Raw genomic sequence first — 15,738 nt, 5'->3', positions numbered from 1 at the left:
CGGACCCCAGCCGTGCTTTGGAAAACGGGAGTATGCGCGGTTGCCAAACAGGTCATCCGGCAGACGCGTGGGGCAGCCAGGCGCCTGAAATCCTCTCCCAGGCATTAACCCGAACACGCTCAGGAACGGCCCGGGCGGTATTCGGAAGCGTTTATTGTGCCTCTCGAGTAGCCAATTCCGCGTGCGGTGCGAACGATGACCTCTTTGCACCGTCCTCCGCCTGTTGCTTGTTCACGACGTGGAGCGTGCGCGTCGGGAAAGCGAATTCAATACCCCGTCTACCAAATTGGGTCATCAACTCGAGATTGATTTCCTGCTGTATGTCCATGTACAGGTTGTAGGCGGGATTGGTGACGTAATACACGACTTCGAAATCGAGCGAGCTGTCGCCGAACCCCTTGAAATGCGCACGATCAAAGCGGGTCTTTCCGGCGGATTCGACTGCCTTCTGTACCATGGCAGGAACGGCGCGCAATTGCTCGGGACTCGCATCGTATGTCACCCTGAAATTGAACAGAATGCGCCGCTCGGCCATTCGCTTGTAGTTGTGAATCGTGTTTTTCAGCAGTTCGGTATTGCTGCAAACGATCTGTTCTCCACTCAGACTCCGGATGCGCGTGGTCTTGAGTCCGATGTGCTCGATGCTCCCGGCAATCTCACCGAAGACGATGAAGTCGCCAATCTCGAATGGCTTGTCGAGTCCGATGGCCAGCGATGCGAAAAGATCACTCAAAATGCTTTGTACCGCGAGTGCGACGGCAACACCACCCACACCCAGGCTCGCGACAAATGCGGTGATGTTCACGCCCATGTTGGCGAGCACCGCCAGCATAAGAACGGACCACAGCAGCGCGCGCAACGTCCACGACAGCATGGTCGTGATGACCGGATTGTGGGCGAGCCTCTCTGTCGCTTCCAGCCGCCTCTCGGTCCATAGCGTCACGCCACGGTTTATCCACAGGGCCAGCTGAAAACCGATGATGAGAAACCAGAGATGGCCAAGACGGGCGTCCCACCTGTCCGGCAATGTCAGAAACTTCGTGCCGACCAGCGCTGCTGCCGCGAGTAGCGTAAGCCGGTGCGTGCCTTCAATGACCTGAACCAGCATATCGTCGAGACGGGTTGACGTTCGTCGGGACAGCATCGAAAGTCGCGTGATGGCGAACTTCAGCAGATAGATCAACGCCAGGTAGCTGGCGATGGTCGCGATCGCCGCATAGACCCACTCGCTGGCAGGGATACCCAGAAACGCGTTCAGGTCGAGCCACTTTTTCATCGATTTTCCTCTCCAATTGATTCCGCGTGACGGAACTCAAAGACGTGAGCGGTGTAAGCGCTCGTACCAGTCTGTCAGGCCTCCAGGAAGATAGTTCCCCAATTAGCTCGAGTCGGTGGCGTGGACGCGCATTCCCCGTTGACTCGATCTGGCGCGGCCCGGGCGCTCGTCCGGCTCACCTCTTCAGAAATCCAGTGTCGTGCATTTCCTGAGAAACTCGATGCATTCAGGCTGGTTTGGCCAGCACGACGAAGCCGTTGTACTCGTCAAGCTGCTCTCGCCGCTCAGCCATGCCGGTCTCCATCGTCAAGTATGCGGAACCGCCGTGCGCGGCTCAGTCCCAGTTTTCGTCGCACCATTTGATAGCCCACGCTTTCGCGCAAGATATGGCATCGGCCTCGTCGGCGAACGAATCGATATCACCTGAATCATGCGTTTCGACGCGGTCTTCCGCGTCGCCCGGTCCGCGACTGATTCTGGCTCTCGCAACGTAGCGACCATCGTTAGCGCGGTGCGCCCGGCAATCGATGTGAAATGTTCCGTAGTTGTACTGCATCGCGGCACCTCAACATTCGTTTGTTACATCAGTTGTCACGCAATCAGTCTGCATGTGCTCTTCAGCGGGGCTGCAACGCGATGTCGCGTGGGTACTCGAGCCGATTGCGTCGTCGGCGTAGGGCGGCACGATGCGCCAATCGCCGTCGGTTAGCTCGCGCGATCGGCTGAATGTCCCAGCACCGGTTCACGGTCGTCACTGCGCTCAGCAGCCGAGAGATCCCTCAGAAAACTCGAACTCCACCAGTGCACATCGAACTGGCGGATCCGCCCCATTAATGCTGCGTGACGACTGATCCGTTCTTCGATTGACATCGTCAGCGCACGCTGAATGACCTGCGCTGTCCCGTGCGTATCGTACGGATTCACCAGAAGAGCTTCTTTCAATTGTTCCGCTGCGCCGGCAAATCGGGAGAGAACCAGCACGCCGGGATCGGCTGGGTCCTGCGCGGCGATAAACTCCTTGGCGACCAGGTTCATCCCATCGCGCAGTGGCGTGACAAGCGCGACGCGGCTTGCGCGATATAGTCCCGGTAGCCGCCTACGGGCGACGTTGCGATGAATATAACGAACCGGCATCCAGTCAAGTTCGCCGAAGTCACCGTTTATCGCGCCGCAGAGGCTGTCCATCTCGCGGCGCAGATCGTCATAGGCACCCACGTCTTCCCGGCTCGGGGACGCGATCTGGATGAGTGTTGCGCTGTTGCGGTTCTCGGGGTAGTTCGCGAGAAGCTCACGAAACGCGTGCACGCGCTGCGGTAGACCCTTTGAGTAATCCAGCCTGTCGACGCCGAGAAGCAGGCGGCGTCGGGAGTACTCCTGTCGCATACGATCGAACATTTCGACACCCTCCCGGTCCTGCGCGAGAGCGGCGAACTCATCGACGTCGATTCCTATCGGATACGCCCCGACCCGCAACGTGCGATTGAAGGCCCGAAGCTGTGCGCCGGGTAGCGCGTCAGCGCCGGCTTCGGACTCTACGTAGTGCGTAAAATGCGTCACATCCGCTTCGCTCTGGAAGCCGGCCAGATCGTAGGCGAATAGTGAACGCATGAGCCATTCGTGCTCTGGAATGGCCGCCATGATGAGAGGCGGTGGCATCGGGACATGCAGAAAGAATCCGATCCGGTTGCCGCACCCCATCGCTCTGAGTTCGGCAGCAAGGGGGATCAGGTGATAGTCATGGACCCAGATGATGTCGTCGGGCCTGAGCAACGGTAGCAGCTTCCGCGCGAACAGCTGGTTGACCCGCCGGTACCCTGCTGCGAATCGTACATCAAAATTCGCGAGGTCCAGCCGGTAGTGGAATACTGGCCATAAAACATCGTTCGCGTATCCCAGATAGTAGCTATCGTAATCCTGCTGGTTCAGGTCAAGCGTCGCCAGTTGTATGTTCCCGATTGTTTGCAGTCTGACGCTGGTCTCGCTGTCAGATTCGGGTGCCGCGTCGCGAATCTTGCCGCTCCAGCCAAACCACATCCCACCTGTCTGTTGCAGACTCTCTTTTACCGCTACAGCGAGACCTCCCGCTGCGGCCTTCCGGAGGTCAGCAGTGCGATTCGAAACAACAACAAGACGGCTCACTCAATCCCCCGGTTGGATACCGCAGCGCAAGGCAAGGGCGTGAGCGTGTTATCAGCAGGTCCGATTTGCCCAGCGCTACCGCTTGTCGCGAGGACAAAACCGCCTTTACCAAGCGTCCGTTCTTTACTACAGTGTGTAAGCAATCGTAACACAGTAGTGTCAGCGCTATTCAAAGCCGCAAAGTTCACTTCGCGCTTGGCAAACGGCGAATTACTCGAATCAACCTTCGCAATATCGCCCTGATTGCAGAGCGGGACATCGAGAGAAATTTTGCACTGTATCAATTGTCGTTGCAAACACTCATCGAGCGGCTGCGGCAACCTCGCATCATGACTTTGCCGCTGGCGGTACGGCGGCAAGTTCTTTTCGATCGCATGGCAACCGCGGGATCGCTTGGAACCGTCCTGGTCGTCGATCGCTCGGGTCGCGTTTTGCTCGACTCGGATGATGCGACGCCTGAACAGGTAAGTGTGGCGAGTCAAAAATATTTCATCGTTCAACGAGACGATCCGCACGCGGGCTTTTATATCAGTGATCCCTATTCTTCCCCATTGCGTTTCGGCACGCCCAGCATAGCCCTGAGCAAGCGGATATCCGAGTCAGACGGATCGTTCGGTGGAATCGTCGTCCTGGTCATCAGTCTCGACTACTTTCGCGCCTTGCTGTTTCGCTAATCGGGAAGGATGGCGTCACGATCATGCGTCAACCTCTCGGTAATGGAATCCTTGGGAAGGACATCCGCCAGTCCCATACATTGCGGCGATTCATCTCGGCAGAGCGTCGTTCGCCAAGTCACGTAGCCCGCGCGAGTGATCGCTGGATATTTCGGTCTCCATGGGGAGTTACTCCCTTCGCGTTCAGTTTTGCGCCCGCCGACGAAGCCAGCATGACAGCCGCTGCGGCGATCTCATCGACGTCGCCGAAGGGCTTTGACGGGTTGAGCTGTTCGTACCAGGCGACCATCGCGGGATCTTCCCATTGTGAACGCGCCATCTCTGTCTTGAAGGTGCCGGGTGCGATGCCGTTCGCACAAACCCCCTTGATTAGCGGGCAACAGGCGGTCGGGTATGGACTAGCGGAATCGCGTAGTTGCCTCCGGACAGTTGATGGACGCGGCCCTGAAACTAGCTGACAAGCTGCTCGCCCAGGCACACAACGCCCTTCGGGAGACCAGGAAGATCATGAATGCGGTTCTGCGTCAGAGTGCATCGCACGTGCTCGACACGACGCTAGCAGCGCAGCTTTCCGCCACGCTAAGCGATGAGCATCATCAGCTTGCAGGAGCATTTCTCGCTGGCCAGAAGCGCGCCTGGCGCGCCCCGGACTGCGGCGTACTCCATGCGCCCTCAGCTTTTCAGCATCCGTATTACCCAGCTTCTCGACATACGGCACCTGTCCGATTTAAGTTTGTACTGACGCCTACAATGGCGGCGTCCGCCCGAGCCGCCGGCAGATTAAATTTCTGTTGACGGATGTTTTGAGGCTAGCCGATAGTCACTGCCGAAAAGACCCGTTAATTCCAGGCTCATGCGTGAAAGACACAACCCAATCTCTCTCATCGCGCGCTGACCATGTTTATTTCAGCGTGCGCGACGATATCTTCGACATGCGCCTGCTGCCCGGCGATCGTATGACCGAAGGCAGTATCGCGGATCGCTTCGGCGTTTCCCGCACACCGGCGCGCGAGGCGCTGCAGCGCCTCCAAAGCGACGGGTTGATGCGCGGCTATGTGCGCGGCGGCTGGGAAGTCGTGCCGATCGATTTCAAGCGCTTCGAAGATCTATACGAAATGCGCAAGCTGATCGAGTCGTTTTCGGTCAGCCGGTTCTTTGGGGTCGACGGCGCCTTATCCGCGACCGCCTTGCAGATGCTCGAGCGGCTCGAGCGCATCTGGAACGTTCCTCACGCACAGCGCGTTCGCGATGGCCGCGAGATGGTGGCACTCGACGAAGCCTTTCACGAGGCGTTGGTCGTCGCCGCCGGCAACGCCGAGTTGAGCGCGGCCATGCAGCGCGTGACCGACCGCATCCGCGTGGTGCGGCGGCTCGATCTCGTCTATGGTGACTGCATCGATGACACTTACGACGAACACATTGCAATTCTCGCGGCCATCCGCAATCTTGCGGCGGACAGTGCCGTCGAGTTGCTGGGACGGCACATAGAAGGGAGCCGGGCGGAGGTGCGCACGCTGACGACCGAGCGCCTGCAACGCGCCCGCACCGCATTGGAGCCTTACAGCGCTCCCTATGCACCACCAAGGTTGCGCGGCACCATCTAGCAACATACGTCGGAGCGGCTCGAGCTTTTAAGCTCCTTCTGCAGTCAGCCTCTGCGGGAATTCTGGCTGATGGCACGGTTTTCGCATAGACATGGGTATGTATACAAGCAAACCCCTGTTGCTCCCATGGCATCCAAATTCCTGAATCCGGGCCGCGGAACCCGCGGCATGGCGGTTGCGCCTCACGCGCTCGCTGCGCAGAGCGCTCTCGCGATCCTGCGTGAAGGCGGCAACGCCGTCGAAGCGATGATTTCCGCCGCCGCGACCATCGCGGTCGTCTATCCGCACATGAACAGCATAGGCGGGGACGGCTTCTGGCTGATCTCCCGTCCCGGCGCCGAGCCGGTCGGCATCGAAGCATGTGGCGCGGCGGCGCTGGCCGCAACAATCGACGAATACCGCGCGCGCGGACTGTCGGCGATTCCCGTGCGCGGCCCGCTCGCAGCCAATACCGTGGCCGGCACGGTGTCGGGCTGGCAGCGCGCGCAGCGCTGGTCGGCCGAAACGCTCGGGGGCAGGCTGCCGGTCAAACGCCTGCTGGAAGACGCGATCCATTACGCGAAGCACGGCGTGCCGGTCACGTGCAGCCACGCGCAGTGTGTGGAGAGCCGCCTTGCCGAATTGCGCCCGCTCGCGGGTTTCACCGAAACCTTTCTACCCGGCGGTTCCGTGCCCGTTACCGGCGAGCGCTTCGTCGCACCGCGTCTTGCCGCTACGCTCGAACGTCTGGCCGACGCGGGCTTCGACGACTTCTATCGGGGCGACCTCGCACGCAGCATTGCCAGCGATCTGCAGTCGGCGGGCTCCCTGCTGAGCCTTGCGGATCTCGAACGGCACGAGGCGCGCCTGCGAACGCCGCTCGCGCTCAAGCACTCGCTGGGCACGATCTATAACATGCCCCCGCCGACCCAGGGGCTGGTGTCGCTGCTGATTCTGGGCATCCTCGATCGGGTGCTGACGAAGGACATGGACCCGCTTGGTCCCGAGTTCGTGCATGCGTGCGTCGAAGCGACCAAGCTGGCGTTCGCCGTGCGCGACGCCGAGATTACCGACCCGGATTACATGCGCGTCGATCCGCGTGAGTTGCTGCAGCCGGCCGCGCTTGACGCGATGGCCGCGCAAGTCTCGATTACGGAGGCCGCGCCGTGGGGCACCGGTCGCGGGCCGGGCGATACGGTGTGGCTTGGCGTGACAGACAGCAACGGCGTCGCGGTGAGCTTCATCCAGAGCATCTATCACGAGTTCGGCAGCGGCATCGTGCTGGCGGGGTCGGGCATCAACTGGCAGAACCGCGGCTGCAGTTTTTCTCTCGACGAGCGCGCACGCAATCCGCTGATGCCGCTGCGCCGGCCTTTTCATACGCTGAACCCGGCGCTCGCACGTTTTGCCGACGGCCGTACGATGGTCTACGGCAACATGGGCGGCGACGGCCAGCCGCAATCGCAGAGCGCGGTTTTCTCACGCATCGCGAAATTCGGCTGGAATCCGCAAGCCGCGATCGATGCGCCGCGTTGGCTGCTGGGCCGGACCTGGGGCCAGTCGACCGACACGCTCAAGCTCGAAGCGCGCTTCGCGCCCGGCACAGTGGCCCGGCTCGAAGCGCTCGGCCACCAGGTCGAGACGATGCAGGCCTACGACGAGGCAATGGGACACGCCGGCGCAATCGTTCGGTATCCAGATGGATTGATTGAAGCGGGCTACGATCCGCGCAGTGACGGGGCAGCCGCGGGCTGGTAGACGCACACGCGCGCTTTTTTTCAATCAGATTGCAGGTCCGGCCTTTGAGGCCCGGAGGACGCTGCACGTCTGCCGGGCGCCGGCAGGCATTTGCTCAGTAAATGGAGTTTCGATGACCACACCCACACGCTCGCAATCCATAGCGTCGGCGGACCTCAGCAGCACTTCGACCACCGTGACAGACAACCGTTGGCTTCAGCTGGGGCTGGGTCTCGTCTGCATGATGGCGATCTCGAGTCCGCAATATGTATGGACGCTGATGACCAAACCGCTCGCCGCGAAACTCGGCGTAGCGCTACCTGAACTGCAAGTCACGTTCTCGCTGCTGATCATATTGCAGACGTTTTTCTCGGCGTTTCAGGGCAAGCTGATCGACCGCTTCGGACCGCGCATGCCGATCTCGATCGGCACCGCGATGGCGGGCCTGAGCTGGATTCTGGCCTCGCAGGTGCATAGCGCGCCGATGCTCTATCTGACCTACGGTGTGATCGGCGGGCTGGGCACGGGCATTGTGTATGTCGGCGTGGTGGGGCTGATGGTGCGCTGGTTCCCGACCAGGCGCGGCTTCGCGGCGGGCGCGGTGGCTGCCGGCTATGGCATGGGCGCGATCGTCACGACGTTCCCGATCGCCACGTCGCTGCAGACACGCGGCATCGAAGCCACGCTGTGGATGTTCGGCATTGCGTTCGCCGTGGTCGGTCTGCTGGCTTCGCAGGGTTTGCGCGTGCCGCCTTCGCACGACGATGCCGCCGGTTCCGCGGGTTCCGCGGGTTCCATTTCCGCGCCGACGGTCGCGAGTTTTCGCCCGTCGCAGACACTGAAGACGCCGCTCTTCTGGCTGATGTTCGCGATGATGACCATGATGTCCACGTCGGGTCTGATGGTCACCTCGCAGATGGCCACCTTCGCCGCCGACTTCGGCGTGACCAAGGTGCTTGTGTTCGGCATGGCTGCGCTACCGCTGGCGTTGACAATCGACCGCTTCACGAACGGACTCACGCGGCCGCTGTTCGGCTGGGTGTCGGACAAGGTGGGGCGCGAGAACACGATGTTCTTCGCGTTCGCGCTCGAAGGCGTAGCAATGGCGCTGTGGCTGCTCACGCGCGATAACGCCGTGCTATTCGTACTGCTGTCGGGCGTGGTGTTCTTCGGCTGGGGCGAAATCTTCTCATTGTTCCCGGCGACGCTGACGGACACCTTCGGCACCCGTCACGCCACCGAGAACTACGGCTGGCTCTACATCTCGCAAGGGATCGGCTCGATCTTCGGCGGCCCGCTCGCGGCATTGCTGCATCAGCACGCGGGCAGTTGGGAGCCGGTGTTCTCCACCGCGATCACGCTCGATATCGCCACCGCACTGCTGGCCATTGCCGTGCTTAAGCCGATGCGCCGCCGCTTTCTCGCCGCACAGCGGGGCGTTTGACTCCGCCCGCCGTCTGCCGCAATGCACACCGAACCGTCGTCGAGGAACAAACATCCCCGTTCAGCTTGCCTTACGCAATATCCGCAAATCGTTTTCGAACAAACTCGGCTCGGTCGACGTCCTCGGCGGTCTGACCTTCGATATTCACGAACGCGATTTCGTCAGCATCATCGGGCCTTCGGGCTGCGGGAAAACGACCGTGTTCAACGTGATCGCCGGCCTGCTCGAGGCGGATAGCGGCGATATCGTCTATCGCGGGCAAAGCGTCGACGGCTTTACGCGGCAAGGTCGGCTACATGATGCAGCGCGACCTGCTGCTGCCGTGGCGTACCGTGCTGCAAAACGTGCTGATCGGACCGGAACTGTCGAATATGCCGGCCGCTCAGGCGCACGACATGGCGATGGAATACCTCAACACGTATGGCCTCGCGGGCTTCGAACATGCCTATCCCCGCATGCTGTCGGGCGGCATGCGTCAGCGCGTCGCGCTCATCCGCACGCTGATCAACGATCCCGACATCATCTTGCTGGACGAGCCGTTCTCGGCGCTCGACTACCAGACGCGCCTGTACCTGGAAGGCGTGTTGATGGAAGCTGTCGAAACGTTCCATAAGACAGTGGTGCTCGTCACACACGATATCGACGAAGCGGTCGCGTTGTCCAGGCGCGTGGTCGTGCTCGGCGGCCGGCCTTCGCAGGTGAAGAAGATCTATGACATCGACATCGCCGCGCGCTCGCCGATCGGTGCGCGCAGCGACCCCAACTTCGCGGGTTACTTTCATGCATTGTGCGGCGAGCTCGATATTCAGACGGAGGTAATGGCAGCATGACGCAGTCCATTTCCATCCATAAATCGGCACCGGCACGGCGTGCACCGAAGGCTCGCGTGCGGTACGCACTTGACAGCGGCTGGGGCCGCTCGCTGCTGCAACTGGCGGCCGTGATTGCGTTCTTCGCCATCTGGGAAGGGGCGGCGCGCTTGGGCTGGGTATCGAATTTCCTCGTCGGTTCGCCGTCGAAAATCCTCGCGGCGCTTGTGCGCGACATGCAATCGCATCAGCTTTTTATCGACACCGGCTATACGCTTTTCGAAGCCATTCTCGGTTTCGTGTTCGGCACGGCGGTCGGATCGGTGTGCGGGCTCGCGCTGTGGTATTCGCCGTTCGTCGCGCGGCTGATCGAGCCATTCATCGTCGCGATCAACAGTGTGCCGAAGATCGCTTTCGCACCGATCGTGATCTTGTGGTTCGGCACCGGGTTGATCTCGAAGGTCGCGCTGGCCATTTCGCTGACCGCGATCGTCGCGCTGATCGCCGCGTATGAAGCGGCCAAAGACGCCGATCCCGATTTGCAGGCGCTGCTTGTCACGCTCGGCGCGAACAAAAACGATGTCTTCATGAAGGTGGTGGTGCCGTTCACTCTACCCTATGTGATCTCCACCTTTCGCATCAACGTCGGCTTCGGTCTGGTTGGCGCGGTGGTGGGCGAATTCATCTCGTCAGAGAAGGGCCTCGGGCACATGATCTTTACAGCGTCGAGCCTGTATGACCTCAACACCGTGTGGGCGGGCCTGTTCGTACTGGTGGCGATCGGCTTCGTTCTGTACTTTTTGATCGACCTGCTCGAGCGCAAGCTGCTGCCGTGGCGGCAGGCGTCGAATACCACCACGCTCAAGGTTTAACCCATTTCCGGCAGTCCAACCACTTCATCTCAGGACAGACGATGGCACTCACCGCAAGAAAGGCGCTGAGCGCGCTGAGCATCGCTTTAACAGTGAGCGTTGCAGCTGTTTCGACGCCGGCGCTTGCCGCAGGCAAGAAAGTGACTATTTCGCAAGCGTTCCAGTCGATGCTGTATTTGCCGCTCTATGTAGCGATCGACGGTGGCTTCTTCGAGAAGCAGGGACTCGACGTTAGCAAGCAGACGGCGGGTAGCCCGAGCGCGGCGCTCTCCGCCGTGCTGTCGGGCAGCGCCGATTTCTCGCTGCACGGGCCGGAGTGGACGGCCGTGGCCGCCGAGAAGGGCGCGGATGTCGACGTGATCGCCAACGTCGTGAACGGTGCGGCGGTGTGGATCGCGGTTGCGCCGGACGTGAAGTTCAGCGGCATCAAGGATGTGAAGGATCAGGTTGTCGTGTCGGGACAGATGCCGACTACGAGCACGTCGCTGTTCTTCAAGCTGTTGAAGGAGAACGGCATGTCCCAGAGTGACATCAAGCTGGTTCAGGTGCCGCTCGGCTCGGAGATCGGACCGCTGGTCGCCGGTCAGTCGAAGATCGCGGTGATGTATGAGCCGGGTCTCGATCAGGCCGTCGCGAAGGGCATGAAAGTCGTGCTCGGCTTTCCGAAGCTCTATGGCGAATACGCGTTCTCGTCGATCTCCGCCAAACGCAGCGTCGATCCTGATGCGGCCGCGAGGTTCGTGAAGGGGCTGCAAAACGCGCTGGTTTTCATGCAGGGCCATCCTGCGGAAACCGCGGCGATCGCTCGCAAGGAATTCCCGACGCTCGATCCCGTGGTGGTCGATGCAGCCGTCAAGCGCATGCTGGACGAAGGCGTGTATCCGAAGAACGTCGGCATCACGCCGAAAGCGCTGACCGTCGCGATGGACACGCAGATCGCGCTCGGCAACCTGAAGCAGCAACCCAGCTACGATAGGTTCGTCGTTCAGAGTTACATTCAGCCGGCGCTTGCCGCGAAATGACACCGTTTGCCGACGCTTCCATGACTATGTTCCCTGCTTCTTCCACCGTCGCCCCGATTCCCACTATCGCCCGGATTCGCGCCGAGGTCGCCTCGGGCAATGCAGACGTCGCGCAGTACGTCGTGCGCGCCTACGATGCCGCGTGCGAATCGCAGGCGTCATTGCATGCGTTCTGCTATTTGCCGGAGATCGCGCCGGTCAATGCCGTCGATGCGACGGCGCCGTTGGCCGGCGTGCCTGTCGCGGTGAAGGACGTTCTGGATACCGCCGACATGCCGACCGAATTCAACTCACCCGCCTACAAGGGCCGACGCCCTGAGCACGATGCGTGGGTGGTGGCGCGTCTGCGTGCGGCGGGCGCGTCGATTATCGGTAAGACCGTGACCACCGAATTCGCCTGGCGTCAGCCGGGCGCGACCGTCAACCCGTGGAATGGCGGGTTCACACCGGGTGGTTCGTCGAGTGGCTCCGCGGCGGCGGTGGCGGCGGGCATCGTGCCGCTCGCACTCGGCACGCAGACCCAGGGCTCGGTGATCCGGCCCGCGGCGTACTGCGGCATCGTCGGGTTCAAGCCGACTTATGGCGCGATCGCGCGCACGGGCGTGTTGCCGCTGGCGTGGTCGCTCGATCACGTCGGCATGTTCGCGACGCGCGTCGCCGATGTAGCTTACACACTGGCGCTCGTCACTGGGGCCGATGCAGCCGATCCGCACGTCTCGCACGTTCCGCACACTGCCGCGACGACGCGCGGCACTGGGACGCGGCGCATCGGCGTGCTGTCGAAACAGGTCGGCGGCGAAGTCGAGCCGGCGCAGCAGGCCGCGCTGGACAGGCTCGCGGCCCAGCTCGCGCGAGACGGTGCCGAGATAGTCTCAGTCGATCTGCCTGTCGAGATCTTCGAAACGCCCGCGCATGCGTTGAAACTGATGTCCGTGGAAGCGGCCATCACGCACGGCGAACTGGTCGATCGCACGCCCGAGCTCGTGAGCCAGGCAATGCGCGGTCTCGTCGACGAGGGACGCAAGCTGCCCGTCACCGCCTATGCCCGGATCAAGGCGGCGCAGATGCCGATGGCGCATCGCTTTCACGACTGGCTGACGCGCACGATGGCGCTCGATGCGCTGCTGGTCGCGCCGGCCACGGGCGAGCCGCCGCGCGGACTCGACTATACGGGCGACGCATCGTTCTGCGCACCGTGGACGTTCCTCGGTGTACCGGCCGTGACCGTTCCGGTGGGATTCGGGCCGGCGGGCTTGCCGCTTGGCGCACAACTGGTGGGCGCCGCTCACGGCGACCTGGATTTGCTGATGTTGGCGGAGTGGGTGGAATCGCGCACTGGCTGGCAAGCTACGGTGGCTCAGCAGCACGGCTGAGCGCAGAGGCAAGGCCGGGGGCAATCGAAAACCGCATAACGCCGAGGGGCCGGTGAGCTGGCCTTTCCCATCGGCCGGTGTTGATGTTCGTAAATTCCGCTAGCCGTGTTCACAGCAGCTATCCGGCGGCGAAGGCCAATATCCCCGAACTGGCGAACCTCAGGCATGTGTTCGTCAAGGCGAGCGCTCGTGTCAACAACCGCGCAAAGCAGTCATCAGCCGACGCGCGAGCGCGAGCGCCGAATGCGTGGTTTCCGAGCCCCAGAGATATTGATCAGGCATCCGGATCGAAGCAACGCGTTCTGATCGCGTCGACGTCGACCGAGCTTTCGTCGTGCGCGAGCAACTGGCTGTCCGGCAGGCGCAAGGCACGAGGTTGTCAGCGAGTTCAGGCTGATCTGCGTGTTGACCGCCAGCTCCAGTTCGCCATCATGCCTCATCAGCAGCAGTAGCTGTGAAGTTCGAAAAGAACTCCACATCCTCGTCCCAACAGGGGCGGATAGGTGTCGTAGTGCTACATGAGCAATCAAGCATCGTCATGCATCCGCCAGTGCCAAAGTGACATCTTTTGACACACCTTTCCAACAGATTTGAGGTCGCGATCTCTGTACATTCTCTTCTCGGCGCGCGATCCGCTTCGTGCGCCCTCTATGTAAAGGAGGATGCTCATGAAAACTCGAACGTTTGCCATGCTGGTGGGTGGGGCTTTGCTCACATCCATGACTGCTTCCGCGTTCGCCGGCGTGGTCGTCGGTATCGCCGTGCCGGCTCCCGTCGCGGTCGTTCCGGCGGCACCTGTCTATGCGCCGCCGACCGTGGTCGTGCAAAACGGTTACGCAGCAGCCGTGCCAGCGGCAGTCGCACCGGTTGTGACGGTTTCGCCAGTGCCCCCACCTCCCATGGCGGTCGCCGTCATGCCACGTCGTCCTGTGATGTATGTAGTTAGGGTGCCGCGTCGCGTCTGGCTGCCAGGTCACTGGGTAGGTGGGGTCTGGGTGGCCGGTCACTGGTCGTGAAATGTTTGCGCCGAACCCGTCTCGTGCGATACATCACCCCGGTCCATCAAAGCAGCAAAGCCATGTTGAACATCGCTTCGGCGCCAACGCTGCTCGCCGCGATCGGCTGGTTGGCGACTTTGTGCTGCTGGGCGTCCTCGGTGCACTTACGGTTGGAGGGTGCATGAGGCTGAATGGACGTGCACCCAAACGATTGTCCCCCGCAGCGATAATTCACCATCGTTTAACAGCTCCGCATCGCAGTGCGCAGTGCCGTATGCGGCGCTAATGAACCTCGCGGAGCTCGCGCGACGCTATGGCAATTCGTCCGCCATCCTTTTGGACGCGCTGTACGGCATGACCGCGCAAGTGGATGAGTGCCTTTCCCGGGCAAGGATGCAGAGGACCCACTGCGATCCCGGGACCGGTCAATCGAATGCAAAAGGCATCTGACTGTTTTATGTATACCTGCGTAGCAGGTCATCGAGAGAGCGAGATGAAAGGAAGCGGTATGTCGGTATGGCGGGGTTCCCTTTTCGCGCGCAACGTATTGCTGTTGATTGTACTGATGCTGACAAGTCAGATCCTGGTCTTTGCCGTCTATCTGAACTTTATCCAGAAGCCAAGAGTTGACGATGGGGCCGCGCTCGTTGCATCGCAGATCCGGATCCTGGACCGGCTGTTGTCAGTCCTGCCGGACGACGAGCGAAGCCGGCAACTGCTGGAAATGAACGGAGCGCCCCAAGGTGAACTGCCGCCGCCACAGGCTCGCGACGGGTTGCCTCCCGACTACATGGCGCACCGCTTTTTCGGTCGACTGGCATCGGAACTTGCCCCGGACGACCAGCTTCGCTGGGAGCGCGACGGGCACCGGATCTGGGTGCGTCTACATGTGCAGGACGTGCGGTACTGGGTGGCGCTGCGTGGAACGTCGGCCATGAGCAGTACGCTGCCTTGGGCGCTGATCGGCCTGTTGTTAAGTGCGGCCACCCTTCCTGCTCTTGGGGCCTATCTGATCCACCGGCCGGTCGAACAGGCGCTGCGCCGGCTGGCGCGCGCTGCCGGCACCATCGAGCGTGGCGTTTGGCCCGAAGCGGTTCCCGTGAGCGGCCCGCGCGAGCTGGCAACAGTAGCGGAGGCGTTCAACCGGATGGCGTCGACGCTCGAAGATCTCGAAGCGACGCGCGCCGAAATGCTTGCGGGCATATCGCATGATATCCGCACGCCGCTGACCAAGCTGCGCATGGCCATCTTCGCGCCGGAGTCATTCGAGGCCCCGGCCGCCAGTGCGGAACGCTTTGTCGAGGAGATCGACACCATCGTCCAGCAGTTTATCGATTTCGCCCGTGGGTGGGATAGCGAACCGGCGACGCACGGCGATCTGAACGCGCTGATCGAACAGCTCGCCGCCGACTATGCAGGTCTCGGTCGCACGTTCGAACTGTCGCTCGCGGAATTGCCACCTGTTGCGTTCCGACCGGTCGGCATGCAGCGCCTGTTGATGAACCTGATGCAGAACGCGGTCGTGTACGGTCAGGTCGGGCTCGCAGTCCGGACTACCGTGGACGCGCGAAGTGTCACGATTGCGGTTGAGGATCGGGGGCCGGGCCTGCCTCAAGAGCTTCTGTCGTTGATCAAGCAACCATTCCGGCGCGGCTCAGAGGCGGATCGAAAGGGCGGGAGCGGCCTCGGCCTCGCGATAGCGGAGCACGTCGCACAGCAGCATGGCGGCACGCTCGATCTCTTCCAGAATGCGCCATCCGGACTCAAGGCCGTGGTGCAAATTCCCATTCCTTAACGGGCACTTGTCGGCG

Annotated in this window: 13 protein-coding genes and 2 pseudogenes; 11 read left to right on the top strand and 4 right to left on the bottom strand. The window is 61.6% G+C overall.

Going from position 1 to position 15,738, the window contains the following annotated elements:
* Window positions 1-151: 151 nt before the first annotated feature.
* The 3 genes from HDG34_RS21180 to otsA form a co-directional block, all read right to left on the bottom strand.
* A complete protein-coding gene (locus tag HDG34_RS21180; protein ID WP_184062039.1) occupies window positions 152-1,276 on the bottom strand; it encodes a mechanosensitive ion channel family protein in 1,125 nt (374 codons plus the stop codon).
* Between the two features lie 334 nt (window positions 1,277-1,610).
* A complete protein-coding gene (locus HDG34_RS21175) occupies window positions 1,611-1,832 on the bottom strand; it encodes a hypothetical protein (protein WP_184062038.1) in 222 nt (73 codons plus the stop codon).
* A gap of 149 nt (window positions 1,833-1,981) precedes the next feature.
* Window positions 1,982-3,415, bottom strand: a complete 1,434-nt coding sequence (gene otsA / locus HDG34_RS21170; RefSeq protein ID WP_184062037.1) for an alpha,alpha-trehalose-phosphate synthase (UDP-forming) — start codon at window positions 3,413-3,415, stop codon at window positions 1,982-1,984.
* A gap of 290 nt (window positions 3,416-3,705) precedes the next feature.
* On the opposite strand from otsA, the gene HDG34_RS21165 reads away from it, so the two are divergent.
* Window positions 3,706-4,089, top strand: a complete 384-nt coding sequence (locus tag HDG34_RS21165) for a hypothetical protein (RefSeq protein ID WP_184062036.1) — start codon at window positions 3,706-3,708, stop codon at window positions 4,087-4,089.
* Between the two features lie 118 nt (window positions 4,090-4,207).
* Here HDG34_RS21165 and HDG34_RS21160 read toward each other — a convergent pair whose 3' ends face one another.
* Window positions 4,208-4,567 (bottom strand): SDR family oxidoreductase, encoded by a 360-nt coding sequence (locus HDG34_RS21160; protein WP_184062035.1) that lies wholly within the window; start codon window positions 4,565-4,567, stop codon window positions 4,208-4,210.
* A 379-nt stretch (window positions 4,568-4,946) separates the two neighbouring features.
* Between HDG34_RS21160 and HDG34_RS21155 the strand changes: the two genes are divergently transcribed.
* The 10 genes and pseudogenes from HDG34_RS21155 (at window position 4,947) to HDG34_RS21115 (ending at window position 15,722) form a co-directional block, all read left to right on the top strand.
* Entirely contained in the window at window positions 4,947-5,693 is a 747-nt protein-coding gene (locus tag HDG34_RS21155) for a GntR family transcriptional regulator (protein WP_184062034.1), read from the top strand.
* A gap of 126 nt (window positions 5,694-5,819) precedes the next feature.
* Window positions 5,820-7,430: a gamma-glutamyltransferase family protein gene (locus tag HDG34_RS21150; RefSeq protein ID WP_184062033.1), complete on the top strand. Its 1,611-nt coding sequence runs from the start codon at window positions 5,820-5,822 to the stop codon at window positions 7,428-7,430.
* Between the two features lie 112 nt (window positions 7,431-7,542).
* Window positions 7,543-8,853 (top strand): oxalate/formate MFS antiporter, encoded by a 1,311-nt coding sequence (oxlT, locus tag HDG34_RS21145; RefSeq protein ID WP_184062032.1) that lies wholly within the window; start codon window positions 7,543-7,545, stop codon window positions 8,851-8,853.
* Window positions 8,798-9,683 (top strand): annotated as a pseudogene (locus HDG34_RS21140) (ABC transporter ATP-binding protein). The gene oxlT and the pseudogene HDG34_RS21140 overlap by 56 nt, the downstream one beginning before the upstream one ends.
* Window positions 9,680-10,534, top strand: a complete 855-nt coding sequence (locus HDG34_RS21135; RefSeq protein ID WP_184062031.1) for an ABC transporter permease — start codon at window positions 9,680-9,682, stop codon at window positions 10,532-10,534. Before HDG34_RS21140 ends, HDG34_RS21135 begins: the two are co-directional and overlap by 4 nt.
* Before the next feature lie 41 nt (window positions 10,535-10,575).
* Window positions 10,576-11,556: an ABC transporter substrate-binding protein gene (locus tag HDG34_RS21130; protein ID WP_184062030.1), complete on the top strand. Its 981-nt coding sequence runs from the start codon at window positions 10,576-10,578 to the stop codon at window positions 11,554-11,556.
* Between the two features lie 20 nt (window positions 11,557-11,576).
* Entirely contained in the window at window positions 11,577-12,929 is a 1,353-nt protein-coding gene (locus HDG34_RS21125) for an amidase (RefSeq protein ID WP_184062029.1), read from the top strand.
* A gap of 116 nt (window positions 12,930-13,045) precedes the next feature.
* Window positions 13,046-13,193 (top strand): annotated as a pseudogene (locus tag HDG34_RS39350) (IS6 family transposase); the annotation flags it as partial.
* Window positions 13,194-13,597: 404 nt separating this feature from the next.
* The gene (locus HDG34_RS21120) at window positions 13,598-13,945 is read left to right on the top strand and encodes a hypothetical protein (protein ID WP_184062028.1); all 348 of its coding nucleotides are present in this window, start codon (window positions 13,598-13,600) and stop codon (window positions 13,943-13,945) included.
* 475 nt (window positions 13,946-14,420) lie between these two features.
* Window positions 14,421-15,722, top strand: coding sequence for an ATP-binding protein (locus tag HDG34_RS21115; protein WP_260321278.1), 1,302 nt, complete (start codon window positions 14,421-14,423; stop codon window positions 15,720-15,722).
* Window positions 15,723-15,738: the final 16 nt, after the last annotated feature.

The sequence above is a fragment of the Paraburkholderia sp. HC6.4b genome (assembly GCF_014200875.1).
Taxonomy (GTDB): Bacteria; Pseudomonadota; Gammaproteobacteria; order Burkholderiales; family Burkholderiaceae; genus Paraburkholderia; species Paraburkholderia tuberum.
Note: the sequence above shows the minus strand (reverse complement) of the source record. Positions and strands in the feature narration are given on the sequence as shown.